26 protein-coding genes are annotated in these 24,226 nt (G+C 68.2%); 14 read left to right on the top strand and 12 right to left on the bottom strand.

The window, feature by feature from the left end:
* Nucleotides 1-29: 29 nt before the first annotated feature.
* From rplI to rpsF, 4 genes are all read right to left on the bottom strand, one after another.
* Nucleotides 30-476 carry a 50S ribosomal protein L9 gene (gene rplI, locus ID574_RS13000; protein WP_188189044.1) on the bottom strand — a complete coding sequence of 149 codons (447 nt, stop codon included), beginning with the start codon at nt 474-476 and terminating at the stop codon, nt 30-32.
* 15 nt (nt 477-491) lie between these two features.
* The gene (rpsR, locus tag ID574_RS12995) at nt 492-728 is read right to left on the bottom strand and encodes a 30S ribosomal protein S18 (RefSeq protein WP_020543048.1); all 237 of its coding nucleotides are present in this window, start codon (nt 726-728) and stop codon (nt 492-494) included.
* A gap of 123 nt (nt 729-851) precedes the next feature.
* Nucleotides 852-1,409, bottom strand: a complete 558-nt coding sequence (locus ID574_RS12990) for a single-stranded DNA-binding protein (protein ID WP_188189043.1) — start codon at nt 1,407-1,409, stop codon at nt 852-854.
* Between the two features lie 79 nt (nt 1,410-1,488).
* On the bottom strand, nt 1,489-1,779 hold the full coding sequence (gene rpsF / locus ID574_RS12985; RefSeq protein ID WP_055504125.1) for a 30S ribosomal protein S6: 291 nt from the start codon (nt 1,777-1,779) through the stop codon (nt 1,489-1,491).
* Nucleotides 1,780-1,972: 193 nt separating this feature from the next.
* Here rpsF and ID574_RS12980 point away from each other — a divergent pair, with 193 nt between their 5' ends.
* Nucleotides 1,973-2,290 (top strand): hypothetical protein, encoded by a 318-nt coding sequence (locus ID574_RS12980; RefSeq protein WP_223166636.1) that lies wholly within the window; start codon nt 1,973-1,975, stop codon nt 2,288-2,290.
* Nucleotides 2,291-2,330: 40 nt separating this feature from the next.
* Here the strand turns inward: ID574_RS12980 and ID574_RS12975 are convergent, their stop codons facing one another.
* On the bottom strand, nt 2,331-2,507 hold the full coding sequence (locus ID574_RS12975; protein WP_188189042.1) for a hypothetical protein: 177 nt from the start codon (nt 2,505-2,507) through the stop codon (nt 2,331-2,333).
* A 185-nt stretch (nt 2,508-2,692) separates the two neighbouring features.
* Between ID574_RS12975 and ID574_RS12970 the strand changes: the two genes are divergently transcribed.
* Nucleotides 2,693-3,436, top strand: a complete 744-nt coding sequence (locus ID574_RS12970; RefSeq protein WP_188189041.1) for a deoxyribonuclease IV — start codon at nt 2,693-2,695, stop codon at nt 3,434-3,436.
* Between the two features lie 63 nt (nt 3,437-3,499).
* On the opposite strand, the gene ID574_RS12965 is transcribed toward ID574_RS12970, so the two are convergent.
* Genes ID574_RS12965 through ID574_RS12955 form a run of 3 tightly spaced genes read right to left on the bottom strand, consistent with a single transcriptional unit; the run spans nt 3,500 to nt 8,060 of the window.
* Entirely contained in the window at nt 3,500-4,564 is a 1,065-nt protein-coding gene (locus ID574_RS12965; RefSeq protein ID WP_188189040.1) for a mannosyltransferase family protein, read from the bottom strand.
* The gene (locus ID574_RS12960; protein WP_188189039.1) at nt 4,561-5,883 is read right to left on the bottom strand and encodes a glycosyltransferase family 87 protein; all 1,323 of its coding nucleotides are present in this window, start codon (nt 5,881-5,883) and stop codon (nt 4,561-4,563) included. The genes ID574_RS12965 and ID574_RS12960 overlap by 4 nt, the downstream gene beginning before the upstream one ends.
* The gene (locus ID574_RS12955; RefSeq protein ID WP_188189038.1) at nt 5,880-8,060 is read right to left on the bottom strand and encodes a transglycosylase domain-containing protein; all 2,181 of its coding nucleotides are present in this window, start codon (nt 8,058-8,060) and stop codon (nt 5,880-5,882) included. The genes ID574_RS12960 and ID574_RS12955 overlap by 4 nt, the downstream gene beginning before the upstream one ends.
* Here ID574_RS12955 and ID574_RS12950 point away from each other — a divergent pair.
* On the top strand, nt 8,059-8,241 hold the full coding sequence (locus ID574_RS12950) for a hypothetical protein (protein ID WP_188189037.1): 183 nt from the start codon (nt 8,059-8,061) through the stop codon (nt 8,239-8,241). The genes ID574_RS12955 and ID574_RS12950 overlap by 2 nt on opposite strands.
* Nucleotides 8,242-8,598: 357 nt before the next feature.
* Here ID574_RS12950 and ID574_RS12945 read toward each other — a convergent pair whose 3' ends face one another.
* Complete coding sequence (locus tag ID574_RS12945) at nt 8,599-9,039, bottom strand: DUF5318 family protein (RefSeq protein WP_223166635.1); 441 nt, start codon at nt 9,037-9,039, stop codon at nt 8,599-8,601.
* Between the two features lie 79 nt (nt 9,040-9,118).
* Between ID574_RS12945 and ID574_RS12940 the strand changes: the two genes are divergently transcribed.
* Both ID574_RS12940 and ID574_RS12935 read left to right on the top strand, forming a co-directional pair.
* Nucleotides 9,119-9,709, top strand: a complete 591-nt coding sequence (locus tag ID574_RS12940; protein ID WP_188189036.1) for a PadR family transcriptional regulator — start codon at nt 9,119-9,121, stop codon at nt 9,707-9,709.
* A gap of 13 nt (nt 9,710-9,722) precedes the next feature.
* On the top strand, nt 9,723-10,802 hold the full coding sequence (locus ID574_RS12935; protein ID WP_188189035.1) for an inositol-3-phosphate synthase: 1,080 nt from the start codon (nt 9,723-9,725) through the stop codon (nt 10,800-10,802).
* A gap of 130 nt (nt 10,803-10,932) precedes the next feature.
* On the opposite strand, the gene idi is transcribed toward ID574_RS12935, so the two are convergent.
* A complete protein-coding gene (gene idi, locus ID574_RS12930; protein WP_188189034.1) occupies nt 10,933-11,517 on the bottom strand; it encodes an isopentenyl-diphosphate Delta-isomerase in 585 nt (194 codons plus the stop codon).
* 95 nt (nt 11,518-11,612) lie between these two features.
* Here idi and ID574_RS12925 point away from each other — a divergent pair, with 95 nt between their 5' ends.
* A complete protein-coding gene (locus ID574_RS12925) occupies nt 11,613-12,917 on the top strand; it encodes an MFS transporter (protein WP_188189033.1) in 1,305 nt (434 codons plus the stop codon).
* Here the strand turns inward: ID574_RS12925 and ID574_RS12920 are convergent.
* Nucleotides 12,868-14,268 carry a CCA tRNA nucleotidyltransferase gene (locus ID574_RS12920; RefSeq protein WP_188189544.1) on the bottom strand — a complete coding sequence of 467 codons (1,401 nt, stop codon included), beginning with the start codon at nt 14,266-14,268 and terminating at the stop codon, nt 12,868-12,870. The two genes, ID574_RS12925 and ID574_RS12920, sit on opposite strands and share 50 nt — an antisense overlap.
* A 160-nt stretch (nt 14,269-14,428) precedes the next feature.
* Here ID574_RS12920 and ID574_RS12915 point away from each other — a divergent pair, with 160 nt between their 5' ends.
* From ID574_RS12915 to trxA, 8 genes are all read left to right on the top strand, one after another.
* Nucleotides 14,429-14,953, top strand: a complete 525-nt coding sequence (locus ID574_RS12915) for a YbaK/EbsC family protein (RefSeq protein ID WP_188189032.1) — start codon at nt 14,429-14,431, stop codon at nt 14,951-14,953.
* A 50-nt stretch (nt 14,954-15,003) separates the two neighbouring features.
* Nucleotides 15,004-17,136 (top strand): DUF6049 family protein, encoded by a 2,133-nt coding sequence (locus tag ID574_RS12910; protein WP_188189031.1) that lies wholly within the window; start codon nt 15,004-15,006, stop codon nt 17,134-17,136.
* Nucleotides 17,133-18,743 (top strand): murein biosynthesis integral membrane protein MurJ, encoded by a 1,611-nt coding sequence (murJ, locus tag ID574_RS12905; RefSeq protein ID WP_223166634.1) that lies wholly within the window; start codon nt 17,133-17,135, stop codon nt 18,741-18,743. Before ID574_RS12910 ends, murJ begins: the two co-directional genes overlap by 4 nt.
* 152 nt (nt 18,744-18,895) lie before the next feature.
* Nucleotides 18,896-20,404 (top strand): protein kinase family protein, encoded by a 1,509-nt coding sequence (locus ID574_RS12900; protein ID WP_188189030.1) that lies wholly within the window; start codon nt 18,896-18,898, stop codon nt 20,402-20,404.
* Between the two features lie 15 nt (nt 20,405-20,419).
* Nucleotides 20,420-21,055: an RNA polymerase sigma factor SigM gene (gene sigM, locus ID574_RS12895; protein WP_188189029.1), complete on the top strand. Its 636-nt coding sequence runs from the start codon at nt 20,420-20,422 to the stop codon at nt 21,053-21,055.
* Nucleotides 21,045-21,962, top strand: coding sequence for an anti-sigma factor family protein (locus ID574_RS12890; RefSeq protein WP_188189028.1), 918 nt, complete (start codon nt 21,045-21,047; stop codon nt 21,960-21,962). Before sigM ends, ID574_RS12890 begins: the two co-directional genes overlap by 11 nt.
* 157 nt (nt 21,963-22,119) lie before the next feature.
* Complete coding sequence (trxB, locus tag ID574_RS12885) at nt 22,120-23,052, top strand: thioredoxin-disulfide reductase (RefSeq protein WP_188189027.1); 933 nt, start codon at nt 22,120-22,122, stop codon at nt 23,050-23,052.
* Nucleotides 23,053-23,062: 10 nt separating this feature from the next.
* Nucleotides 23,063-23,377 carry a thioredoxin gene (gene trxA, locus ID574_RS12880; RefSeq protein WP_188189026.1) on the top strand — a complete coding sequence of 105 codons (315 nt, stop codon included), beginning with the start codon at nt 23,063-23,065 and terminating at the stop codon, nt 23,375-23,377.
* 81 nt (nt 23,378-23,458) lie between these two features.
* Here the strand turns inward: trxA and ID574_RS12875 are convergent, their stop codons facing one another.
* The gene (locus tag ID574_RS12875; protein ID WP_188189025.1) at nt 23,459-24,076 is read right to left on the bottom strand and encodes a GNAT family N-acetyltransferase; all 618 of its coding nucleotides are present in this window, start codon (nt 24,074-24,076) and stop codon (nt 23,459-23,461) included.
* Nucleotides 24,077-24,226 lie beyond the last annotated feature (150 nt).

Genomic DNA, 24,226 nt, shown 5'->3' with positions numbered 1-24,226 from the left:
CCTGACGGACGGGGCCTTGATCACAAACGTCAGCCGGCGACGACCTCTACATCCAGGGATGCAGACACCTCCGGGTGGAGCTTGACCGTCACCCGGTGGGAGCCGACGCTCTTGATCGGGTTGACGATCTCGATGCGGCGGCGGTCGAGCTGCGGGCCACCGGCGGCCTTGACGGCCTCGGCGATGTCGCCCGTGGTGATCGAGCCGAACAGGCGGCCGGACTCACCCGCGCGGGTGGTCAGGCGGACGCGCAGGGCGCCGAGCTGGCCGGCGACCTCCTTGGCGGTGCCCAGGTCGCGGATCTCGCGGGCGTCGCGAGCCTTGCGGATGGTCTCGATCTGCTTCTCGGCCCCGCGGGTCCAGCGCATGGCGTAGCCGCGCGGGATGAGGTAGTTGCGGCCGTAGCCGTCCTTGACCTCGACGACGTCGCCAGGGGTGCCGAGGCCGGAGACCTCGTTGGTGAGGATGAGCTTCATGTCGACAAGTCCTCCTTAGCGCGCGGTGCTCGTGTAAGGCAGCAGGGCCACCTCACGGGCGTTCTTGATCGCGGTCGCCACGTCGCGCTGGTGCTGGGTGCAGTTGCCCGTCACCCGACGCGCACGGATCTTGCCGCGGTCGGAGATGAACTTCCGCAGCAGCGCCGTGTCCTTGTAGTCGACGTAAGAGATCTTGTCGTGGCAGAACAGGCAAACCTTCTTCTTCGGCTTGCGCAGTGCCGGCTTAGCCATCGTGGTGCTCCTCTCAGAGCCCCGCCTTCGGGGCGGGAATGGACTCGGACTGATGGATGGAAAGGCCCTTCGGGCCTTGCTGTCCTACATGACGTCAAGAGACGCGCTTCGCGATTCTTGACGTCAGAAGGGAGGCTCGTCGCTGAAGTCGTTGCCGCCGCCACCGCCGCCGAAGCCGCCGCCGCCCTGCTGGCCGCCACCGTAGCCGCCGCCACCGCCCTGGTAGCCGCCGCCTTGGGACGGGGCGGGCGTCGCGGAAGCCCACGGGTCGTCGGCCGGGCCGCCGCCACCGAAGCCGCCGCCACCGCCCTGACGGGAGGTGCGGTTGACCTTGGCGGTGGCGTTGCGCAGGGACGGGCCGACCTCGTCGACCTCGACCTCGTAGACCGTGCGCTTCTCGCCTTCCTTGGTCTCGTAGGACCTCTGCTTGAGCCGCCCCTGCACGATGACCCGCATGCCGCGCTGGAGGCTCTCAGCGGCGTTCTCCGCCGCCTGCCGCCACACGTTGCAGGTCAGAAAGAGGCTTTCGCCATCCTTCCACTCGTTGGTCTGGCGATCCATGAACCGCGGAGTGGACGCGATGCGGAATCGAGCCACCGCTTGCCCCGTTGGGGTGAAGCGCAGCTCCGGGTCGTCGACGAGATTGCCGACGATGGTGATTACGGTGTCGCCTGCTGCCATGGCTAGCGCTCGCCTTCCTGCACGCCTTCGCTTCGGTTACGGCTCAGACTACGGGTCTTCCCCGACAAAAAGCCGGGTGTCAGTGCACGTCGGGACGCAGGACCTTGGTGCGCAGGATCCCCTCGTTGAGGTTCATCTGCCGGTCGAGCTCCTTGACCGTCGCGGGCTCCGCGGACAGGTCGATGACGGCGTAGATGCCTTCGGACTTCTTGTTGATGTCGTAGGCGAGACGGCGACGGCCCCAGACGTCGACCTTCTCCACGGTGCCGCCGTCGTTGCGGACCACGGTGAGGAACTGGTCGAGGGACGGCGCGACGGTGCGCTCATCGAGCGAAGGGTCCAGAATGACCATTACTTCGTAACGACGCATGCGGGACTCCAACCTCCTCTGGACTCTTGCGGTCACGACGCTCTGCCGTGACAGGAGGACGCTGACGTTGGGACCGGAGGCGCCCATTTCGGCACCGCCGGCGACGGATCACCCATCACAACGCAGCGTGCCCCACGTTACCAGCCGCAGGTACGTGGGAAGGCCTGTAGGAAACCTGAAGGGGGTGGTGGCAGTGCCACATGTGCTTCATCCCTCCGAGAGGGAGCGGTTCAGGCTCACGCTCAACACCGACGATCGTCCGCACCCGGTCGAGAACATCCTGGCCGTCGCCACGCTGGTGCTCGGCGTGGTGGCGTTCGTCTCGACGTTCTGGGTCGCCGCGCACGCCATCTCTGCCTGGGTCGGCACGCTCGGGTTCGGTGTCGGGCTCTACTCTCAGTACGTCTCGGCGACCACGCCGCAGCGTTCGCTCAACATCGTCGGGATCGTGGGATCGTTCGTGGGGGCCGCGCTAGGCATCGCCCACGGGGGCTTCCTCCCCCACCCATGAGCAACGGCCCCGGAGTTCCGGGGCCGTTCGCATATGTCGTTCACCCGATGTGCAGGTCTATCCCGAGCAGGACGAGGAACCAGAGGAACACCGCCAGCAACGCCTCGGCGAGGTCCCTGAGCAGCCCCACCGTGATGTAGTCGTACACCCAGGCGATGTAGATCCCGATCACCACGTAAATCAATAAGATCAGCGCCCGCCAGCGCCACCTTGTCATGTCGCTTCTCCTCGTGTAGGGGGCGCTCTGCGACTGCCCTATCACCGTGTCCGCAAACGTGCTGATGGTCGCGCTCGCACGAGGCTCCGCTGATCACGCAAGCCACCGCTCGTCGCTCGAGTTTGATGGTCACGCAAGCCACCGCTCTCCGCCCCAGGCCCCCTGCTGCCGATAGGCTCGGTGCCATGCTGCGTATCGGAGCTCATGTCGATCAGGACGATCCCGCCGCTCACGCCGCGGAGGTCGGGGCCGAGGTGGTGCAGTTCTTCCTCGGCGATCCCCAGGGCTATGGCAAGCCCGTGCTGCCCGCCAAGCCGGTCGAAGGCGTGGACATCTACATCCACGCGCCCTACCTGATCAACGTGGCGACGACCAACAACCGCATCAGGATCCCCAGCCGCAAGCTGCTGGAGCAGCATCTCAAGGCGGCGGCCGGCCTCGGCGCCAAGGCGCTGATCGTGCACGGCGGCCACGTCAACAAGAACGACGACCCGCAAAAGGGGTTCGACAACTGGCGCAAGGTGTTCGAGCGCATGGAGTGCCCGATCCCCGTGCTCATCGAGAACACCGCGGGCGGCGGCAACGCCATGGCGCGCAAGCTGGAGCGCATCGCCCGGCTCTGGGACGCGCTCGACGGTTTCGACGTGGGCTTCTGCCTCGACACCTGCCACGCGCACGCGGGCGGCGAGGAGCTGGTCGACCTGGTCGACCGGGTCAAGGCCATCACCGGCCGCATCGACCTGGTCCACTGCAACGACTCGCGTGACGACTTCGACTCGGGCGCCGACCGCCACGCCAACCTCGGTCAGGGGAAGATCGACTCGGAGCTGATCCTGGCGGTGTGCCGGGCGGCCGGGGCTCCGATCGTGGTGGAGACGCCCGCCGCCGGCCAGGCGGACGACATCGCGTTCCTGAGGAAGAACCTCTAGCGAATACACACAGCCTGTGGATAACTTCCCTGGATTACCGGGACGAAGAAACGGGTATAGATTTCAGCCCGCCCACGCTCCACTCAGGAATCGGGCGGTGTTGACCAGCATGAGCGGCCCAGAAATCAGGGCATAGAGCACGAGCACCCACGCTCGCCTGGTCGCGACCTTCGCGACCAGCACCCACAGCGGGAACCACAGCACCAGTGAGCGCGGGATCGACAGGTAGTACGCCGACGTCATCAGCGCCGCCGCCTGTGCCCCGGTGTAGGCCAGGTCGCTCCACCTGCGCAGCACGAGCAGCCACACGAGCACCGCGACGGCGACCAACGCCCCGGCGATCTCCATGCGGAAGGCCACCGCGAACTCGCCGGCGCCCATGGCCGAACGCCAGGTCGTCTTCCACGCCTCCCACGGCCACTCGAACTCCCGCCCCCAGCCGGCCTCTTGCGCGTGCTTCCACGCCAGCCAGTCGCCCGACCTGCGGTAGTGATAGAACGAGTACGCCACCAGCGGTACGAACGGCACGACCAGCCACCCGGCCCGCCGCGGCGCCTCCTTGCCGGCGAAGAACTCCACGACGAGCGCCACCGCCAGGAACAAGCCGGTGATTCGCACACAGGAGGCCCCCGCCGCCAGCAACACCGCCTGCGGCCAGCGCCCCTGCCTGGCCGCCAGCCACGCGGGGATGGCGAAGGCCAGGAAGAGCGACTCGCTGTAGCCGGCCGCCAGGAACACCGCCGTCGGGAAGACCAGCAGCGCCAGCACCGCCATCCACCCGTTCGCGCCCTCGAGCTCGGCCAATCTGGCCAGGGCCACCATGGCGACGGCGCCCGAGACCAGCGAGATCAGCAGCCCGGCCGCCGCCCAGTCGGGCACCACGAGGTGCACCACCCGCAGCACGGCGGGCAGGCCGGGGAAGAACGCGGGCAGTCCCTCGTCCGCCGGCCTGCCCGGCTCGCCGTCGTAGCCGTACTGGGCGATCGCGATGAACAGCCCGGCGTCCCATTTGCGCCACTTCTCGGCGTATCCGCTCAGCGTCGCGCCGAGCAGCGTGGCCACCAGCAACCCGGCCCGGGACCCGAACCAGAGCAGCAGTGCGTCCCGGCCGGCCGAGCGAGTGATCATCGCCCGGCGGACGCCAGCGTGAACCGGTCAGGGGCGTCGTCGAAGACGCCGCCCCCCTGGTCGTCGATGTCGGCCTGCCGCACCACGTCTTTGTCCGGCCGCAGGATGTCCCGCACCACGAACGCCATCATGATGCCGATCGTGATGATGCGCCCCCAGACGGCGGTGAAGTACGTGTCATCACCGATGCCCAGGTCGTCCCGGTCCCACGGCGCCTGGGCGAGCAGGTAGAGCCAGATGGCGGCGAAGTACCAGACCTCGGCCAGCTGCCACAGCGCCAGCGGCTTCCAGTTGGGCCTGGCCAGCACCGCGAACGGCACCAGCCACAGCACGAACTGGGGCGACCACACCTTGTTCGTCATCATGAAGGCGGCCAGCGCGAGGAAGCAGATCTGCGCCAGCCGCGGCCGGCGCGGCGCGGCCAGCGTCAGCACGGCGATGCCCAGACACAGCGCGCCCAGCGACACCATGCCGAGCGTGCTGACGTCCCACTCGCCGAGGATGGGCCAACCCTTGTTCTGGAAGAACAGCCACGGCGAGCCCCAGTCGACTCCGCGCTCGGCGGAGAAGACGTAGAACCTGCGCCACCCTTCCCACGCGAAGATCATGAACGGCGCGTTGACCACGATCCACGTGGCCGCCGCCGACCCGATGGTGACGAGGAACGGCCGCCATCGCCCGGTACGCAACGTGAGCAGGAACAACGCGCCCGCGAACATCAACGGGTAGAACTTCGTCGCGATCGCCAGCCCCAGCAGCACTCCGGCCAGCACCTGCCGGTGCCGCGCCCAGGCCAGCAGCATGCCCATCGACAGCGCGCCCGCGACGAGGTCCCAGTTGATGTACGCGGCCAGCACCACGGCCGGCGAGATCGCGTACCAGAGCGCGTCCCACCGCCGCGTCGGCCCGGCCACCGCGGCCATCAGCAGGACGCCGATCACCAGGCAGATGCCGAGCAGGATGACCGTGAGGTCGTAGAACCTCACGGCCTGAGCGACCCTGTCGGCCTCCAGCGCCCGGGCGATCCAGCTGATCACCTGCATGACCTCGCCCAGCACCACCGGGTATTCGACCTGCTTGTCGAAGGGCACGTCGGCGAAGTAGGGGTTCTGCGTGGCCAGCTGCCGGTCGAAGTAGAGCGGGTAGATGTCGGTGTAGCAGAAGTTGGTGTACGTCGACACCTGGTCGTTCCAGCCCCCGGTCCGGCACGGCAGCCGCACCACGTACGCGAGGGTCGCCCCCAGGGCCGCGATCAGCCCCAGGGGGAGGAACGGGATGGCACGCGCCATCAAGGGGACGCGTGCCTCGGTCGTCGTCACCAGCCCTCTTCCCGCCCCGTGGGCCGCGCCGCGGGCACCTGACCGCCGCCGATCGTTCCGTCGTCGCCGCCCTGCGGGAATCCGTCGTTCACGGTGCCGTCGTCGCCGGTGGTGTCGTCGTCACCAGTGGGAGCACCGTCGCACGGCGGGAAGAGGCACCCTTGGTCGTCGGCGTTCGGGTCCTGGTCGTTGAACGGGTCGTCGTCGGCGAACGGGTCCTCGGGACTGGCGCTGGGCGACGGCGTGGGCGTCGGGCTCGGCACGATGTTCTCGGGTATGCCGACCTCGGCCTTCTGCGGGAACTGCTCGACCGGCTTGCCCTCGTGCGCGAGCAGCATGAACTTCTGCCACGCCTGGGTGGGCGGACCGGCGCCCTCGAAGCCCAGGGACACCTCGCGGACGGTGGTGTAGGGGTTGTTGATGTTGTACTTCTTGTGCGGCTTGCCGCCGGGCGTGATCGGGCAGTTGGAGTGAACGGGCGGCACGACCTTGCCGCTCTTCGTCACGCACTGCTCGCGGTAGAACCCGACCGCGGTGGAGTACTGCGGCGTGTAGCCGACGAACCAGGCCTCTTTCTCGTTGTTGTTGGTGCCGGTCTTCCCGGCCGCCGGACGGGCGCCCAGACCCTTGCCTGCCGCGGTGCCTCGCTGGAGTACTGCCTGCATGGCCACCGTGACGTCGGCCGCGACGCCCTCGTCGATGACCCGCTTGCTGACTGCCTGCTCGGGATAGGCAACCTTGCCGGTGGCGTCCTTGACCTGCTTGACCACGTGGTAGCGGATGTACTTGCCACCGTTGGCGAACATCGCGTAGCCCGCGGCCTGCTCGACCGGGGTCACCGGGGCACTGCCGATCGCGAACTGGTACTGGTGGTCCGCGATGTCCTTTTCCATGTCCTTCTGGTTGAACCCGGCCGCCTCGACGAGGTTCTTCACGTCCTCGATCTTGTTGGGCAGGGCGTAGGCCATGGAGACGAACGCGGTGTTGACCGAGTCGGCGGTGGCCTTGACCACGTCGACGGCGCTGCCCACGTTGTGGCTGTTCCTGAGGCCGCGCTCGAAGCCGGGAATCTCCTCCGGGACCGTGTCGTTGCCGGGCACGTAGCTCTTGAGCGAGTAGCCGGCCTGCAGCCAGGCGGCCAGCACGTACGGCTTGAACGCGGAGGCGGCCTGCTTCTTCGACTCGAAGGGCTCGTTCCACGGATCGGTGATGTAGTCGGAACCGCCGTAGAACGCCACGACGCGGCCGTTCCGCGGGTCCACGGCGGCCAGGCCGGCGTGATACTCCTTGCTCATCCCCTTCATCGTGCTCGTGACGGCCTCCTGCGCCGCCAGCATGAGCTTCCTGTCGAAGGTGGTGATGATCTTGAAGCCGCCGCTCTCGACCTCGTCGGGGGTGAGGCCGTGGCGGGTCTCCAGCTCCTTCAGGACCTCCTTCACCATGTAGCCCTTCATGCCACCCAGCACGTTGGTGTCCTTGTACTTCTCCGTCTTCGGGAACTTGGCGGTCTGCTTGAGCTGGCCGTACTTCTCCGGCCAGACCTCGGCCATGTTGTTGATGACACTCTGGAAGCGTGCCCGGAGCGCCGGCTCGTCGGCCTCCCAGTTGGGCTGCTGGATGCGCGCGGCCAGATAGGCGCTCTGCTCGGGGGTCAGCTTGTCGGCGGTGACGTTCTTGCCGAAGTACGCCCTCGCGGCGGCCTGCACGCCGTAGGCCCGGCCGAAGTTGACCGTGTTCAGGTACGTCTCGAGGATCTGGTCCTTGGACATGGTGTCGTCGAGCTTGACGGCCACGAAGATCTCGTTGACCTTACGCTTGATCGACACTTCCTGGCTGAGGCCGTCGAAGTAGTTGCGGGCCATCTGCTGGGTGATCGTCGAGGCGCCCTGGAGCTGCTGGCCGGTGGCGGTCATCCACAGGGACCGGATCATGCCGGGGATCGAGATGCCGGAGTCCTCATAGAAGGTCTTGTTCTCGATGGCGATCGTGGCTTCCCTGACGCTCTCCGCCATCTGGTGGAGCTTGACGGCCTCGCGCTTCATGCCGAGCCTGGCGATCTCTCTTTTGCCGTCGCTGTAATAGATCGTGCTCTGCTGCGCGGTCGCCGCGTCCTGGGTGCCGGTGGGCACCGTGGTGTTGGCGTACGCCACCATGATCATGCCGAAGAGGCCGGCCATGACCACCACGATGCCGGCCACGACGATCTTCCAGCTCGGCACGAACCTGCGCCAGCCGCCGCGCGTCTTCGTCGGCGGCCCAGGCGGCCCAGGCGGCCCCGGCGGTCTGGGAGGCTCCGGCGGTCCGCTCTGCTGCCTCCTGCGCGAGCGGCGCGGGCCCTCGCTGACCACGGTCTCCTGATTACTCACCGTGCGCGTGTCCTGGCGGGCGCGCGCACGCGAGCGCGGCGGCGGCTGGTCGCCGCGCTGAGGAGCAGGGGCGTCACGCCGGGGCGGTGGAGCGTCGTCGTACGGCTGCGCGGCCATGGCCCCCGTCTGCTCGTAGGCGGCTTCCGGACGACGCTGCTGCTGCGCCGATCCCCCTGGGGATTCGCCGGTTTGCGGTGGAGAACCTTGGGGCACAGAACGGGATGAGCTGGAGCGACGGCGCCTCCCTGGGCGGGCCGTCCCCTCATTCATGCTGTTACTCACACGTCCTCGCACTGTCGTCGGAACTGAAACGGCGGTTGGGCGTGAGGTCTCTCGCCGCCCTCGGTCTTCACGCTTGGCCGGCGAGGTCAGGCGGTCCGTTCCCGAGGACGTACGAAACCGTCAGGTGATTCCAGGAACAACCTTGGCAGACCTCGACGACGTACACCCGGAACTCATCGTAATCATGGGCCATGGCGGCGAGTTCCGACGCGACCTTTGCCTGACCGGCATGCCGCCCGAGCGCATCGCCGTAGACGTAGGTCACGTTGGTGACGTTCTCCCTCTCGCAGACCGGGCAGAGGCGTTCGGTCGGCTCGCCGAAGTGGCGTGCCGCGCGAAGGAGGTAGGGCTGTGCGTCACAGACTTCGCCGCGCGACGTGCGTCCGGCACGCAGGGAGCGGACCACCGCCCTTTTCGCGAGGCCGTAATCCACCACCCTTCGCTGTGACCACATGAGCGCCAGACTACGGCGTTTCAACGGATCATCCCAACGACTCAGGAAATCCACAGATTGCCGCGATATAGCGACGGGACCTATCCTAGGGATGTATCGGCTCGATACATCGACGCGAGAGGGGGCGGTTCCCATGGCCGGCGGGCAAGGCAGGGTCTTGGAACTGGCCGTGCTCGGGTCGCTGCACGAGCAGCCGCTACACGGCTACGAACTGCGCAAACGGCTCAACGCCCTGCTGGGGATGTTCCGTGCGTTCTCCTACGGATCGCTCTATCCGTGTCTGCGATCGCTTCTGGCCCAAGGGCTCATCGCGGAGGAGCAGCCGGCTCCCACCACGATCGTCGGCGGCAGATCGAAGATCGTTTACAAGCTGACCGCAGAGGGCAAAGAACGGCTGCAGGAGTTGCTGACGCAGGCCGGGCCCTCCGCTTGGGAGGACGAGAGCTTCGGGGTGCACTTCGCGTTCTTCCGGCACACCGAGGCCGAGGTGCGTTTGCGCATACTCGAAGGCCGCCGTAGCCGGCTGGAGGAGCGGCTCGACGCCGTGCGGACGGCGCTGGCGCGCACCCGGGAGCGCCTCGACAGCTACACGCTCGAGCTGCAGCGTCATGGGCTCGAGTCGGTCGAGCGCGAGGTGCGCTGGCTGAACGAGCTGATCGCAACGGAGCGTCGGGCCTCATCAGAGGAGAGGCCCGAAACAGATACCACGTCAACTGATGAGTAAGGGAGCGAGTGCGATGGGTTCGGTTCGCGTGGCCATTGTCGGTGTCGGCAACTGCGCGTCGTCGCTGGTCCAGGGCGTTCACTACTACAAGGACGCCGACCCGGACACACGGGTCCCGGGCCTGATGCACGTGAGGTTCGGCGACTATCACGTCGGCGACGTCGAGTTCGTCGCGGCGTTCGACGTGGACGCCAAGAAGGTCGGCCGCGACCTCTCGGAGGCGATCGTCGCCAGCGAGAACAACACGATCAAGATCTGCGACGTGCCGCCCACAGGGGTGACGGTCCAGCGCGGTCATACCTTCGACGGCTTGGGTGAGTACTACCGGGAGATCATCGAGGAGTCCGACGAGGCACCCGTCGACGTGGTCCAGGTGCTCCGTGACAACGAGGTCGACGTTCTGGTCTCCTACCTTCCCGTCGGCTCAGAGGAGGCCGACCGCTTCTACGCGCAGTGCGCCATCGACGCGGGTGTGGCGTTCGTCAACGCGCTGCCGGTCTTCATCGCCTCCGACCCCGAGTGGGCCCAGAAGTTCACCGACGCCGGGGTGCCGATCGTCGGCGACGACATCAAGTCGCAGGTGGGCGCCACGATCACGCACCGCGTGCTGGCCAAGCTGTTCGAGGACCGCGGGGTGGAGCTGCTGCGCACGTACCAGCTCAACTTCGGCGGCAACATGGACTTCATGAACATGCTGGAGCGTAAGCGGCTCCAGTCCAAGAAGATCTCCAAGACGCAGTCGGTCACCTCGCAGATCCCGCACGAGATGGGCAAGGCCGACGTCCACATCGGGCCGTCGGACCACGTGCCGTGGCTGGACGACCGCAAGTGGGCGTACGTCAGGTTGGAGGGGCGGTCCTTCGGTGACACGCCGCTCAACCTGGAGTACAAGCTCGAGGTGTGGGACTCGCCGAACTCGGCGGGCATCATCATCGACGCCGTCCGGGCCGCCAAGATCGCCCTCGATCGGGGGATCGGCGGGCCGATCCTGTCGGCTTCGTCGTACTTCATGAAGTCGCCGCCCAAGCAGTTCTCGGACGACGAGGCTCGGGAGTACGTCGAGAAGTTCATCAGGGGCGAGGTCGAACGCTGACGCCGGCCTGACCGTACGGCGCCGCACCTGCTGTCTCGGGGTGCGGCGCCTCGCTTTGCCCGTCCGCGTCTCCGCCCCGGCGCGCAGACTGTCGTCACGCGGCCAGCGAGCCGAGAGGCGATGGGGCGGGCTAGAGGCGGGCGGCCGGGGGCAGGGCTTCTGCGGAGGCGGGCGGCCAGGTCAAGGGGTCGGAGCCGAGTTCGGTCAGCAGGGGGACCTGTTCGCGGCACCACGGCGAGATCGCCAGCAGGCCGTTCTGGACTCCCTCGGCGAACTCCTTCCACGGCATCCACCGGGCCTCCCCCACCTCATCCGGGTTAGGCACCACAGGACCGTCCACGGTGACCCGGTAGACGGGGCAGAGCTCGTGCTCGACGATGCCGTTGGCCATGACGGCGCGATAGGAGAAGGCGGGCAGCAACAGGTCGGCGCGCTCGGCGACGATCCCCAGCTCGTACGACAGCCGCCGCAGGACCGCCCGATCCACCGCCTCGCCCGGCAGCGGATGACCGCAGCAGCTGTTGGTCCAGACGCCCGGCCAAGTGATCTTGTGATCGGCCCGCTTGGTGAGCAGCACGCGGCCTTCGTGATCGAAGACATAGCTGGAGAACGCCAGATGGAGCGGGGTCTCACGCCCGTGCACCGAGGTCTTGGGCGCGGTGCCGAGCGCGCGGCCGTCGCGATCGACCAGCACAACGTGTTCCTCATTCGTCACGCTATGAAGCCTACGAGATCATGAGGGCCATTCGGAACATGGGACCCACCTGCTGCAACAACCTGCAAGGGATCCTAGAGGGCTAGGCTGGCGGCGTGTCATTCGTCGCCGACCTCCGCGTGGTCCTGAAGGGCAAGGACTTCCGACGGCTGTTCGGCACGCGGCTGGTCTCCCAGTTCTCCGACGGGATCTTCCAGTTCGGCGTGACCGGATTCGCCTTCTTCAGCCCTGAGAGCCAGACGACCGCGCTGCAGGTGGCCGCCGGGCTGGCGGTGCTGCTGTTGCCGTACAGCGTGCTCGGCCCCTTCGTCGGCGTGTTCATCGACCGCTGGTCGCGCCGCCAGATCCTGGTGGTCGCCCCCATGGTGCGCGGCGCGCTGCTGCTGCTCGCGGCCGGGCTGGTGGCCGCCGACGTGCCCGATCCCGCGTTCTACGCGGCGGCGCTGGCCGTGCTCGGGGTCAACCGGTTCTTCCTGGCCGCGCTCGGCGCGTCGCTGCCGCACGTGGTGCCCGCCGACCGGCTCATGGCGGCCAACGCGGTCACGCCCACGTCGGGCACCGTGGTCACGTTCGTGGGCGCGGGTGTGGGGCTGCTGCTGCGCATGGTGTTCGGCGGCGACGACTTCGGCGTGGCGCTGCTGCTGGTCACCTCGGGGGTGGTGTTCGGGCTGAGCGCGCTGGTCGCGCGCACCATGGACCGTGAGCTGCTCGGCCCCTGGTACGACCCCGAGAGGCCGCAGGCCCGCCAGGCCGTGCGCAACGTGGTCGTCGGTCTCGTGGACGGCGCCAAGCACCTGGTCGGTCACCGCGTCGCGGCCGCCACCATGGGGGCGATGGCCGCGCACCGCTTCTTCTACGGCATGGCCACCGCGCTCGGCATCATCCTCTACCGCTACTACTTCTACGACGGCGACGCCAACGCCGCGCTGGAGGGAGCCAGCCTGCTCGTGGCCACGTCCGGCGTCGGCTACTTCCTGGCGGTGATCGTCACCCCGTACGCGACCGAGCGGTTCTCGATCGAGCGCTGGGTGCCGATCGCGCTGTCCGCGGCCGGGGTGATGACGGCGGCGCTGGCGCTGCCGTTCCAGGAGTGGGGGCTGCCGGTGCTGGGCTTCGTGCTGGGCGTGGCCGGGCAGAGCGTCAAGATCTGCGCCGACACCACGGTCCAGCGCGACGTGGAGGACATTTACCTGGGGCGGGCGTTCTCCCTTTACGACATGCTGTTCAACGGCATGTACGTCCTCGCCGCGGCCCTGTCGGCGGCGATCCTGCCGGCGGACGGGAAGTCATACCTCGCGGTCGTGATCGTCTCCATCGGCTACCCCCTGGCGGCGCTCGCCTACCGGATGATCACCCGCCAAGGTCGTTCGATCTCGCCCACTCCAACAGCGCCTCAGTAGCCGCCTCCTTGCCGATCACGCCCTTGTCGAGCCTCAGGTCGAGCAGGAACTTGTAGGCCCGCCCCACCACCGGCCCCGGCCCGATGCCCAGGATCCGCTGGATCTCGTTGCCGTCGAGCTCCGGCCGGATCTTGGCCAGCTCCTCCTCGTCGGCGAGCCTGGCGATGCGCTCCTCGAGGTGGTCGTAGGTGCGCGACAGCGCGGCCGCCTTGCGCTTGTTGCGGGTGGTGCAGTCGGCCCTGGTCAGCTTGTGGAGCCGGTCGAGCAGGTGCCCGGCGTCGCGGACGTAGCGGCGCACGGCGCTGTCGGTCCACTCACCCGTGCCGTAGCCGTGGAAGCGCAGGTGCAGCTCGACCAGCCGCGCGACGTCGGCCACCACGTCCTTGGGGAACTTCAGCTCGGTCATCCGCTTCTTGGTCATCTGGGCGCCGACCACCTCGTGGTGGTGGAACGACACCCGCCCGCCCGGCTCGTGGCGGCGCGTCTTCGGCTTGCCGATGTCGTGCAGGAGCGCCGCCCAGCGCAGGATCCGGTCCGGCTTGCCGTCCTCCTCCTGCGCGATGGCCTGCTCTAGCACGGTCAGCGTGTGCTCGTAGACGTCCTTGTGCCGGTGGTGCTCGTCGATCTCCAGGCGCAGTTTGGGCAGCTCGGGCAGCACGTGCGCGGCCAGGCCGGTCTCGACCAGGAGTCGCAGCCCCTCGCGGGGGTAGGTGCCGCAGATGAGCTTGTCCAGCTCGTCGCGGATGCGTTCGGCGGAGACGATCTCGATGCGCTCGGCCATCGCGGTCATCGCCGCCACGGCCCCCGAGTCGACGTCGAAGCCGAGCTGGGAGGCGAACCTGGCGGCTCGCAGCATGCGCAGCGGGTCGTCGTCGAAGGAGCGCTCGGGCGTGCCGGGCGTGCGCAACCGCTTGGCGGCCAGGTCGTGGAGCCCGCCGTACGGGTCGACGAACTCGTGGGCCGGCAGGCGCACCGCCATGGCGTTGACCGCGAAGTCGCGCCGCTCCAGGTCGGCCTCCAGCGTCTCGCCGTACATGACCTCGGGCTTGCGGGACTTCGGGTCGTACGACTCGCTGCGGTACGTCGTGATCTCGATCAGCCAGCTGCCCTTGCGCAGGCCCACCGTGCCGAAGTCGATGCCGATCGTCCACACGGCGTCGGCCCAGTCACGCACGATGTCGAGCACACGCTGGGGGCGGGCGTCGGTGGTCAGGTCGAGATCGTTGCCGCTGCGGCCGAGCAGGATGTCGCGCACAGGACCGCCGACGAGGGCCAGCTCATGGCCCTGGGCGACGAAAAGGCGGCCGAGCTCGTCGGCCACCGGGGCGATCTTGCGGAACAGGTCGGTCATGGCCTGCTGCTGGCTTTCGGTCAGAGTTGAGTCGGACAAACCGGGTCGGGTCCTTCGTGGGCTTTAACTTCCGGAACATATCCCCCGAGCCACACCGGGTCCGGGTTACCTTCGGTCAAGGGACCGTCGGGGGCCATGGCATCGAGGCTAGGAGGTCTATATGAAGGACGCCCTCGCGATCCACCGCTGGCTCCTCGCACACCAGGTCCATCATGAGATCGTACGCCTTCCGCGCCCCATGACATGCGCGGACGAACTACCCGAGACGCTCCCCGCGGCGCCCGAAAGGTGCTTGATGGTCACGGTTTTCGAGGTCGCCACCAGGGTCGGGGGCGAGGCCGTCGTCGCGGTCGCCTCCTCGGTGGCGAATCCCCCGCGACCAGGAGCCGTAGGTGGTCTGCTCGGCGCGCGCCAGGTCCGGCCGGCCCCGGCCCACGTCGTCAACGCGGCGACCGACTACGCCGACGGGCTGGTCTGCCCGCTGCTGCTGCCCGAATCGCTGCCGATGCTCATCGACGACCGGCTGCGTGCCGACACGGACGCGGTCTTCACCGCCACCGGCGAACGCCACACAGCCCTCAGCATTCGTGCGCTCGACCTGCTGACACTCCTGCCAGGCAAGATGGTGGACCTACGCAGCCCGCGGCCCAGAGGATCACGTGAGGCGGTCGCGGGGCGGCACTGAACCCGTACCATTGCGGGCGTGCGTCGTCGTACTCGAGCCCGGGCATCCGCGTGATCCGTAAGACCGCGCTGCTCGTCGTGCTGTCCTCCGCGTTGCTCGCCCCATTGATGGCGGCGACGCCGGGCACGGCTGCCGTGGAGGCGAGCAGGCAGAGCCTCACGGTGTCGATCGCGTCGATCACGCCGGACGTGCCCGACAGCCAGACCGATGAGATCAAGTTCGCCGGCACGCTCCGCAACGACACCGGCGCGCCCCTGTCCGGCCTGCGGGTACGCCTGCGCTATACGGCGCAGCCGTTCACCGACCGCCTGAAGATGGCGGCCTACGCGACCGACCAGAACCCCGCGACGCTGCCCGGCAGTGCCTCGTTCAACTCCGCGATGGACATCCCGGTGCTGGCCGCCGGCCAGCAGGTGCGCTGGGAGTTCACCGCGACGCCTGTGCAGCTCGGATACCGGAGCTTCGGGGTCTATCCGATCGCCGTCGACGTCGCCCAGAACAGCATCCCGATGGCCCAGGTGACACCGCAGCGGACTTACCTGACGTACGCTCCGCCGACGGTGCCGAAGATGCCGCGCAACCAACTGGCCATCGCCCTGCCCGTCATCGACCAGCCGCACCGGGCGACCGACGTCGACCCGAACTCCAACGAGCCGCTGTTCGTGGACGACAAACTGAGCCAGTCGATCACCGGCAAGGGTCGCCTGGCCGACATCGCCCGCATCGCCCAGGTCGCGCCCAGCAGCGTCACCTGGTTCGTCGATCCCTCGGTGCTCGACGACGTCAACGCGATGAGCAAGGACTACCGCGTCAAGACCAAGGACGGCGAGGAACGCAAGCCCGCCAACGCCGCGGCCGGGCAGTGGCTGCAGACCATGCGCACCGCGCTGGCCCCCGCGAAGGTGGTCGCGGTCCCGTACGCCGATCCCGACGTGGCCGCCCTCGCTCACCAGGGGCTGGACGACCAGACCAACCGGGCGATCCAGCTGAGCGGCCAGCGGGCCAGGGCGCTGCTCAAACCCGACGTGAAGACCACGATCAACTGGCCGCCCGCGGGCCTGCTCGACCCCGACGCGCTCGACCTGCTCTCGGTCAGCGACGAGAAGGTCGACAGGGTCCTGCTCAACTCCACCAACCTGCCGCCGCAGCCGGCCGTCACGTTCACGCCCGACGCCGCCTCGACGCTCGACTCGGTCAACGGCCCGGTCACCGCGCTGGTCGCCGACGCCGAGCTGAGCCGCCTGTTCGAGCCGAGCGGCCCCACGTCCGTGCTGCTCAGCAGGCAGCGCTTCATCGCCGAGACCGCGATGATCGCCTCGGAGCCCGGCCAGACCCGGCCGCGATCGCTGGTCGTCGCCCCGTCGCGGCGGTGGGACCCCAACCCGACGCTCGTCGCCGGCCTGCTGAAGACGGCCGACCGCCTGCCGTGGCTGCGACTGACCACGCTCGAATCCATCAAGCCGGGCAAGGCGTCGGTGCCCCGCGCCGGTCTGACGTACACCGAGCAGGACCGCAAGGAAGAGCTGAGCGCCAAATACCTGACGCCGGTCAAGGAGGTCGCGCTGCAGGCGCAGCTGACGGCCCTGGTCACGAAGACCAGGACGCAGTCGGCGTTCGACGCGGCGGTGCTCCGGCTCACCTCGTCGGCCTGGCGCAACAGCACGCGGATGGGCCGTGCGGCGACCAAGCTGGTGAGCGGCGCGGTCGACGAGCGGATCAAGAGAGTCGAGATCACCGGCACGGGCCCAGACCGGCTCCGCACCCTGGCCGGCAGCAACGGTGTCGTGCCCATCAGCGTGAAGAACGAGCTGGGCGCCGAGATCGCGATCTACATCGACGTCAAGTCCAACAACCAGAAGCTGCTGCAGGTCGACTTCCATCAACAGAAGCCGCTCACCATCGGCGCCGGGCAGAGCGGCACGGTGCAGGTGGAGATGAAGGCCGTGCCCGGCACCAGCGGCGACGCGACGGTGACCGTCCAGCTCAGGACGGCCGACGGCCAGCCGTACGGCAAGCCGCAGAGGCTGACCATCCGGACCACGGGCTACACCGGCATCGCCTCGGTGATCGTGGGGGCGGCGCTCACCGTGATGCTCGCCGCCGTGGTGATGCGGGTGCTGCGGCGCAGGTCTGAGCGGAAGCTCGCGCGGGTCGCGAAGAACCGGGAGAGTGAGACCGTATGAGCCGCATGTTGCGGGCCAGCGCCATCATGGCGGCGGGCACGATGGTGTCCAGGGTCACCGGGTTCGTGCGGACCATGGTGCTGGCGTACGCCATCGGCACGGCGGCGCTGGGCGACGCCTACAACGCGGCGTACGCGATCCCGTACAGCATCCTCGACCTGCTGCTCCTGGGCGTGCTGAGCAGCGTCGTGGTGCCGATGATCGTCCGGGCGCAGCAGCACGACGCCGACGGCGGACGGGCCTACGAGCAACGGCTGCTCACGGTGGCCGCGGTCGGGCTCGTGGGCGTGGCGGTGATCTCCGTGTTCGCCGCGCCGCTGCTCATCGACCTCTACACCGACTGGGCGCCGGGCAGCAGGAAATACGAGGTCGCGGTCACGCTGGCCCGCTTCATCCTGCCGCAACTGGCCTTCTTCGGCGTGGGCGCGGTGGCGGGCGCCATCCTCAACACCCGCGACCGCTACGGCGCTCCCATGTGGGCGCCGGTGCTCAACAACATGGTCGTCATCTGCGTGTTCCTGGTCTACGCCGTGATGACCCGGCCCTACGGCGGCGACATCGACCTGGTGAGCGACGGCGAGCTGGCGCTGCTCGGCCTGGGCACCACGGCCGGCATCGTGGCGCAGGCCACCGTGCTGATCATCGCGCTGCGACGTGTCGGGTTCTCCTTCGTGCCCCGCTTCGACGTGTGGAACGCCCGGCTGGGCGAGATGGCCAAGGCCGGCGTCTGGACGATCGGCTACGTGATCGTCACGCAGCTCGGCTTCATGCTGACCACCAACCTGTCCAGCGCGGCGGGCGACGCGGTCGAGGGCCACGGCATCACTCCGTACACGCTGGCGTTCCAGCTCTTCCAGCTTCCGTACGGCGTCATCGGCGTCTCGGTGATCACGGCCATGTTGCCGCGGATGAGCCGGGCCGTCAGCGAAGGCCGCCTCGGCGACGTGCGCAGCGAGTTCGGTTCGAACGTGCGGCTGATCTGCGCGCTCATGATCCCGGTGTCGCTGCTGCTCATGGTGCTCGGACCGGCGATCACCGTGCCCATTTACGGTCACGGCGTCAACAGCGTGGCCGACGCCGTCTACATCGGCAACGTGCTGCAGGTCTACGGGCTGGCGCTGGTGCCGTTCTCGGTGTTCCAGCTGCTGCTGCGGGTTTTCTACAGTTTCGGCGACACCCGTACGCCGGTCTTCGTCGGCGCGGGCACGACGGCGGTCAACGCCGCCCTGATGGTGCTGTTCTACGCGCTGCTGCCGGCCGCTTACGCGGTGATGGGGCTGGCCCTGGCGTACGCGATCGCGTACGGGCTCGGCGCCGTCCTGGCCTGGTGGCTGGCCAGCCGCCGGGTGCAGGGGCTCGGCGGGTGGACCATCGGCATGGGGCTGACCAGGATGTACCTCGCCTCGCTGCCCACGGCCGTGCTCGCGTTGGCCGCGGTCTGGGTGGTCACGCAGATCTTCGGCGGCCTCGGTTTCGTAAATTCACTGATCGTTCTGGCCGTCGGCGGAGGGCTCGGCATGCTGCTGTACCTCGGCGTGGCACACAGAATGCGCATACCGGAGGTCAACTCAATCGTTGGGATGGTCGCGAGACGGGTAGGTCGGTAAAGAAACTCGGCACTACGATGGAGTCCGACACGCGCGAATGGAAGCAGGAGGGGCGTGGGCGGATCCACCCGGCATAGCGTGCCTTCGTGGGACACGGCCACGCAGGTGAGTCGAGTCATGAGCACGCCCGATCGGCCAAGCGGAGAGAGCCTGTGAGCACGTCGGCCGTCGAACCCGGCACCCGTCTCGCCGAGCGCTTCCGGCTCGAGGACCGCGTCAGCGAGTCCGACGGCGCGACCTTGTGGAAGGCCATCGACGAGATCCTGGCCCGTCCGGTGGCCGTGCACACCTTCTCGCCCGACTTCCCCCGCGTCCACGAGGTGGTCACGGCCGCCCGCGCCGCGAGCAGACTCACCGACCCGCGTCTGACCCAGGTGTTCGACGCTGCCGAGGACGACAAGCACGCCTATGTCGTCAGCGAGTGGGTCACCGGCGAGACGCTCACCGACCTGCTCGCCTCGGGGCCGCTGGAGCCCGAGCGCGCGGCCGGGCTGGTCGCCGAGGCCGCTGAGGCGCTCGCGCACGCCCACCAGTCGCAGCTCTACCACCTGTGCCTGCGTCCTTCCCACCTGGTGTGGACCACCGGAAACACCGTCAAGGTGCTCGGCGTCGCGGTCGACGCCGCGATGTACGGCCTCACCACCGACCAGCCGGCGCTCGACGACGCCGAAGGGCTGGGCCGGCTGCTGTACGCCGGTCTGACCGGCCACTGGCCGGGCGACGAGGAGGAGGGCGGCCTGCCCGCCGCCCCCATGACCGACGGCCACTTCTGCACTCCCCGGCAGGTCACCGCCGGGGTGCCCGGCTACCTCGACACGGTGACGGTCCGGGCGTGCCTCCCCGAGGCCCGCAGGGGCCAGGGCGCGCTGTCCAGCCCGTCCGAGGTCGCCGAGTCGCTGGCCGACGTGGCCAGGCCCATGCCCATCCCGATCGCCTACCCCTCGACGCCCGCGGTGGCCTCCGCCTCGCACACCGAGGGCCTCGACATCGCCCACCGCCAGCCGCTCACCATCCCCCCGCGGCCGCCGGCGCCGCGGCGCCCGCCGAGCGGCGGCAGCACGCTCAACAGGGTGCTGATGACGTTGGTGGTGCTGCTCGTCATCGCCGCGGTCGGCGTCGGCGCCTGGACGGTCGGCCGCAGTCTGGGCAGCCCGACTGACCGCGAGACCAAGAGCGCCAGCCCGAGAGCCTCCGCCTCCGCCTCGACGCCCGTCCAGGCGATCAAGCCGGAGAAGGCCACCGGGTTCGACCCGCTGGGCGACAACGACGAGAAGCCGGAGAAGGCCGGGCTGGCCATCGACGGCAAGCCCAGCACGTTCTGGGAGACCGAGGGCTACACCAGTGCCGAGCTGGGCAACCTCAAGAAGGGCGTAGGCCTGCTGCTGGACATGGGCAAGTCCGTCCAGATCAGCGACGTGGTGGCTACGCTGTCCGATGCGGGGGGCGCGACCGTCGAGCTCAAGGTGGGCGACTCTGCCGATCTCGACTCTCTGAAGACGGTGGCGACCGCCAAGAACGCGGCCGGTAAGACCACGTTGAAGCCTGCTCAGGCGGCGACCGGACAGTACGTTTTGATCTGGTTTACGCGTCTTCCGGCGGATGCGGGCGAGTTTCATGGCACCATCTATGAAGTAGTGGTGCACTCCCCCGGATCGGCATAATCAGGAATCTCTCTTGTGAACTCCCCACCCGAGACACCCTCAGCAGCGGAGCGGCCGGCGATCACAGACGCCGAGCTGCTGACCGCGCACATCGACGGGGATCCTCACGCCTTCAGCGAAATCGTCAAGAGGCACCGCGATCGCATGTGGGCGGTCGCCCTGCGGACGCTCGGTGACCCTGACGAGGCCGCCGACGCCGTGCAGGACGCCTTCGTCTCCGCATACCGCAAAGCCGCCACGTTTCGCGGCGAGGCGGCCGTCACGACCTGGCTGCACCGGATCGTGGTCAACGCCTGCCTCGACCGGATGCGCCGCAAGTCCGTCCGGCCTGTGGCCGACGACGAGCTCATCGAGGCCGCGGAACGCGAGACCCCACTGCCCGACCAGACCGTCGAGCGTGAGGTCTCGATGGAGGTTTCGGCCGCGCTCAAACTCCTGCCCGCCGACCAGCGGGCTGCCCTGGTTCTGGTCGACATGATGGGATATTCGGTCGAAGACGCAGCTCAGGTGCTCGAGGTTCCCAGTGGCACCGTGAAGAGCCGGTGCGCGCGGGGGCGCGCGAAACTTGCCCCAATTCTTTCGCATCTGCGGAACCGAACAGACCTCAATCGCGTCTCATCCGCGAAGGGAGCAGAACTTCGTGACGGGTGATACGCACTACGATCTGGACACCCTGGCCGATTTGGCCGAGGGTCTCCTGGATGTCGCCACGGCGCGCCAGGTCCGCGAGCATCTCGCGGTCTGCGACCCCTGCGGGGAGCTACTGGCGGATCTGGCGGCGGTTCGCGAGGTGCTCGCGGCGACCCCCACACCGGCCATGCCGATGGGCGTCGCACTACGCATCGACAAGGCCCTGGCGGCCGAGGCGGGGTCTCGGCGCGGAGGCGTCGGCCTCGCGGAAGCACCTGACTGGGACGAGCTCATGCGGGACGCCCCGTGGGAGCGGCCGAATCAGGCGCCCGAGCCCGCGCGTTCGGCGGCCGGCTCCGAGGAGGTCGCCCCCGAGCCCGTGCGCCTAGGGGTGGTCTCCGATGACGGCACCGTCGTCCCCGCCAAGCGCAGAGCGTCCAGGGGGCGCCGATGGGCGTTGCCCGCGGTCGCGGCCGCGGCGGCAGCCGCTGTGGTCGGCACGGCCGTGGTCTCGACAAATCTGCTCGCCTCGGGCGGAGACGGCGCCAGCGCGCCGCAGGTGGTCGCGCAGCCGTCGACCGAGCCGACCAAGAGCCTGCAGAAGGCCGAGGTCAGGGCGTACACGATGACGGACAGCGGCTACAACTACAGCGACAACGTGTTGAAGCAGCCGCTGGAGAGCCTCTTCGGCCCGATGCCGGCGCTGGGCGGCGACGACGCGAGCGCCGACAAGGTCGCCGAGTGCGCCGACAAGGTCAGCCAGCGCAGCGGTCTCGACGTCTTCACGGTCGACCAGGGGCAATACAACGGCTCAGAGGCCCTCATCGTCGCCTCGTGGAAGAACCAGGCGGCCAAGAAGGTCCGCATCGACATCGTCGACCCGTTCAACTGCAAGAACCTGCGTAAGCCCACCCTGGGCCGCTGGTAGCGAAACCTCTCGTCAGAGCCCGCTTCGGCGGGCTCTTTCGTTTGCCCCCGCCTTCCGCGGTTTCGTTATGCGTCAGCGTTGTGGGTAGGGCGGGGAATCAGGGCGGCCTAGGATCTGTTGTCGCCGGTGCAACAGCAGACGAGGAAGGCGTGGAGCGTTGAGCGACGTTCGTAACGTGATCATCATTGGGTCCGGCCCAGCTGGCTACACCGCGGCCGTCTACTCCGCGCGCGCCGAGCTCAAGCCGCTGGTGTTCGAGGGCTCCGTCACCGCCGGCGGCGCGCTGATGAACACCACCGACGTGGAGAACTTCCCGGGATTCCCGGACGGCATCATGGGTCCCGACCTCATGGACAACCTGCGCAAGCAGGCCGAGAGGTTCGGCGCCGAGCTGGTCGCGGACGACGTCGTCGAGGTCGACCTGGAGGCCAACCCCAAGGTCGTCAAGACGCACACCGAGACCTACTACGCCAAGTCCGTCATCCTGGCCATGGGTTCCGGCTACCGCGAGCTCGGCCTGGAGAACGAGAAGCGGCTGTCCGGCCACGGCGTCTCCTGGTGTGCGACCTGTGACGGGTTCTTCTTCCGCAACAAGGACATCGTGGTCGTCGGCGGCGGCGACACGGCGATGGAGGAGGCCACGTTCCTGACCCGGTTCGGGCGCATGGTAACAGTGGTCCACCGCCGCGACACGCTGCGGGCCAGCAAGATCATGCAGGAGCGGGCGTTCGCCAACGAGAAGATCCGCTTCGTCTGGGACTCCGAGGTCGTGGACGTGCTCGGCGACACCAAGGTCGAGGCCGTGAAGCTGCGCAACCTCAAGACCGGTGAGGAGTGCGAGCTCGCCACCGACGCGTTGTTCCTCGCCATCGGTCACGATCCGCGTACGGAGCTGGTCAAGGGCCAGATCGACCTGGACGAGAACGGCTACATCAAGGTGGCCGCCCCCACCACCGCGACCAACATCCCCGGCGTGTTCGCCGCGGGCGACGTCGTCGACCACATCTACCGCCAGGCCATCACCGCGGCCGGCACCGGCTGCGCCGCCTCGCTCGACTCCGAGCGCTGGCTGGCCAACAACGAGAAGTAAGGAGCGCACCGTGAAGGCTGTCACCGACGCCACTTTCGAAGCCGAGGTACTCAAGAGCGACAAGCCCGTGCTGGTCGACTTCTGGGCGGAGTGGTGCGGCCCGTGCCGTCAGGTCGCGCCCATCCTCCAGGAGATCGCCAACGAGCACGGCGACAAGCTGGAGATCGTCAAGCTCAACATCGACGAGAACCCCGAGGTTCCGCGCCAGTACGGCGTGCTCCAGATCCCCACGATGAACGTCTACAAGGGTGGCGAGGTCGTGAAGCAGATCATCGGCGCCAAGCCGAAGGCCATGCTGCTTCGTGAGCTCGAGGGCATCATCTAGGTCGTCTCTCGCGGCGCGCTTCGCCGGAAAGAGCCCCTCGCGGTTTCGCGGGGGGCTCTCGCGTGCGGCCCTCAGGCGCTCTCAGACGGGGCGTAGCGCCCGTTCTGGACTCATGGAGCCCAGGAGCCGCTCCAGGGCCACCTCGACGTCCTCACGCCACGAGATGGCTGTCTTCAGTTCCAGTCGGAGCCGCGGGAAGCGCAAATGCGGACGAACCGTCTTAAACCCCACAGAAAGCAAGTATTCCGCCGGAACTACGCAGCGAGGCTCTTCCCACTTGAGATCTCCGAAAGCTTCAATGGCTTTCACCCCACGCCGCGTCAGATCCTTGGCGACCCCCTGGATCAGCATCCGTCCCAGCCCGCCACCGGCGAACTCGGGAATGATGTGCGCGGTCATCAGCAACACGGCGTCAGCGCTGACCGGCGACGTGGGGAAGGCCACCGAGCGCGGGCTGTAGAGCGGCGGGCTGTACAACACGAACCCCGCCGGCACCCCGTCGACATAGGCGATTTTCCCGCAGCTCCCCCATTCCAGCAGCGTGGCGGAGATCCAGGCTTCCTTCTCCAGCTCCGGGTCGCCCGACTCCACCGCACGCTCCCCGCTGACGGGGTCGAGCTCCCAGAACACGCACCGCCGGCAGCGGCGCGGCAGATCTTCAAGATTGTCCAGGGTTATGTTGACAAGCCGGCGCGACAACTACGGCCCCTATCGTTGACCCGGAAAAGCGCGCGAAAACCGCGTCCACAGGTGGCATCGTAGCCCAGTGAAGAAGACGTCAGCGGACACCACGACGGTCGAGGGCGGTCACGTGCGACATGTCCGTCTGGCGTAATCTGGTATTTCCGC

The sequence above is a fragment of the Nonomuraea sp. SYSU D8015 genome, from assembly GCF_008065375.1.
Classification (GTDB): domain Bacteria; phylum Actinomycetota; class Actinomycetes; order Streptosporangiales; family Streptosporangiaceae; genus Nonomuraea.
Note: the sequence above shows the minus strand (reverse complement) of the source record. Positions and strands in the feature narration are given on the sequence as shown.

Coding starts and splice junctions, on each gene's coding strand:
- rplI (WP_188189044.1), bottom strand. CDS start 476: ATGAAGCTCATCCTCACCAACGAGGTCTCCGGCCTCGGCACCCCTGGC.
- rpsR (WP_020543048.1), bottom strand. CDS start 728: ATGGCTAAGCCGGCACTGCGCAAGCCGAAGAAGAAGGTTTGCCTGTTC.
- ID574_RS12990 (WP_188189043.1), bottom strand. CDS start 1,409: ATGGCAGCAGGCGACACCGTAATCACCATCGTCGGCAATCTCGTCGAC.
- rpsF (WP_055504125.1), bottom strand. CDS start 1,779: ATGCGTCGTTACGAAGTAATGGTCATTCTGGACCCTTCGCTCGATGAG.
- ID574_RS12975 (WP_188189042.1), bottom strand. CDS start 2,507: ATGACAAGGTGGCGCTGGCGGGCGCTGATCTTATTGATTTACGTGGTG.
- ID574_RS12970 (WP_188189041.1), top strand. CDS start 2,693: ATGCTGCGTATCGGAGCTCATGTCGATCAGGACGATCCCGCCGCTCAC.
- ID574_RS12965 (WP_188189040.1), bottom strand. CDS start 4,564: ATGATCACTCGCTCGGCCGGCCGGGACGCACTGCTGCTCTGGTTCGGG.
- ID574_RS12950 (WP_188189037.1), top strand. CDS start 8,059: ATGACCACCACGATGCCGGCCACGACGATCTTCCAGCTCGGCACGAAC.
- ID574_RS12955 (WP_188189038.1), bottom strand. CDS start 8,060: ATGGCCGGCCTCTTCGGCATGATCATGGTGGCGTACGCCAACACCACG.
- ID574_RS12940 (WP_188189036.1), top strand. CDS start 9,119: ATGGCCGGCGGGCAAGGCAGGGTCTTGGAACTGGCCGTGCTCGGGTCG.
- ID574_RS12935 (WP_188189035.1), top strand. CDS start 9,723: ATGGGTTCGGTTCGCGTGGCCATTGTCGGTGTCGGCAACTGCGCGTCG.
- ID574_RS12920 (WP_188189544.1), bottom strand. CDS start 14,268: ATGACCGACCTGTTCCGCAAGATCGCCCCGGTGGCCGACGAGCTCGGC.
- ID574_RS12915 (WP_188189032.1), top strand. CDS start 14,429: ATGAAGGACGCCCTCGCGATCCACCGCTGGCTCCTCGCACACCAGGTC.
- murJ (WP_223166634.1), top strand. CDS start 17,133: ATGAGCCGCATGTTGCGGGCCAGCGCCATCATGGCGGCGGGCACGATG.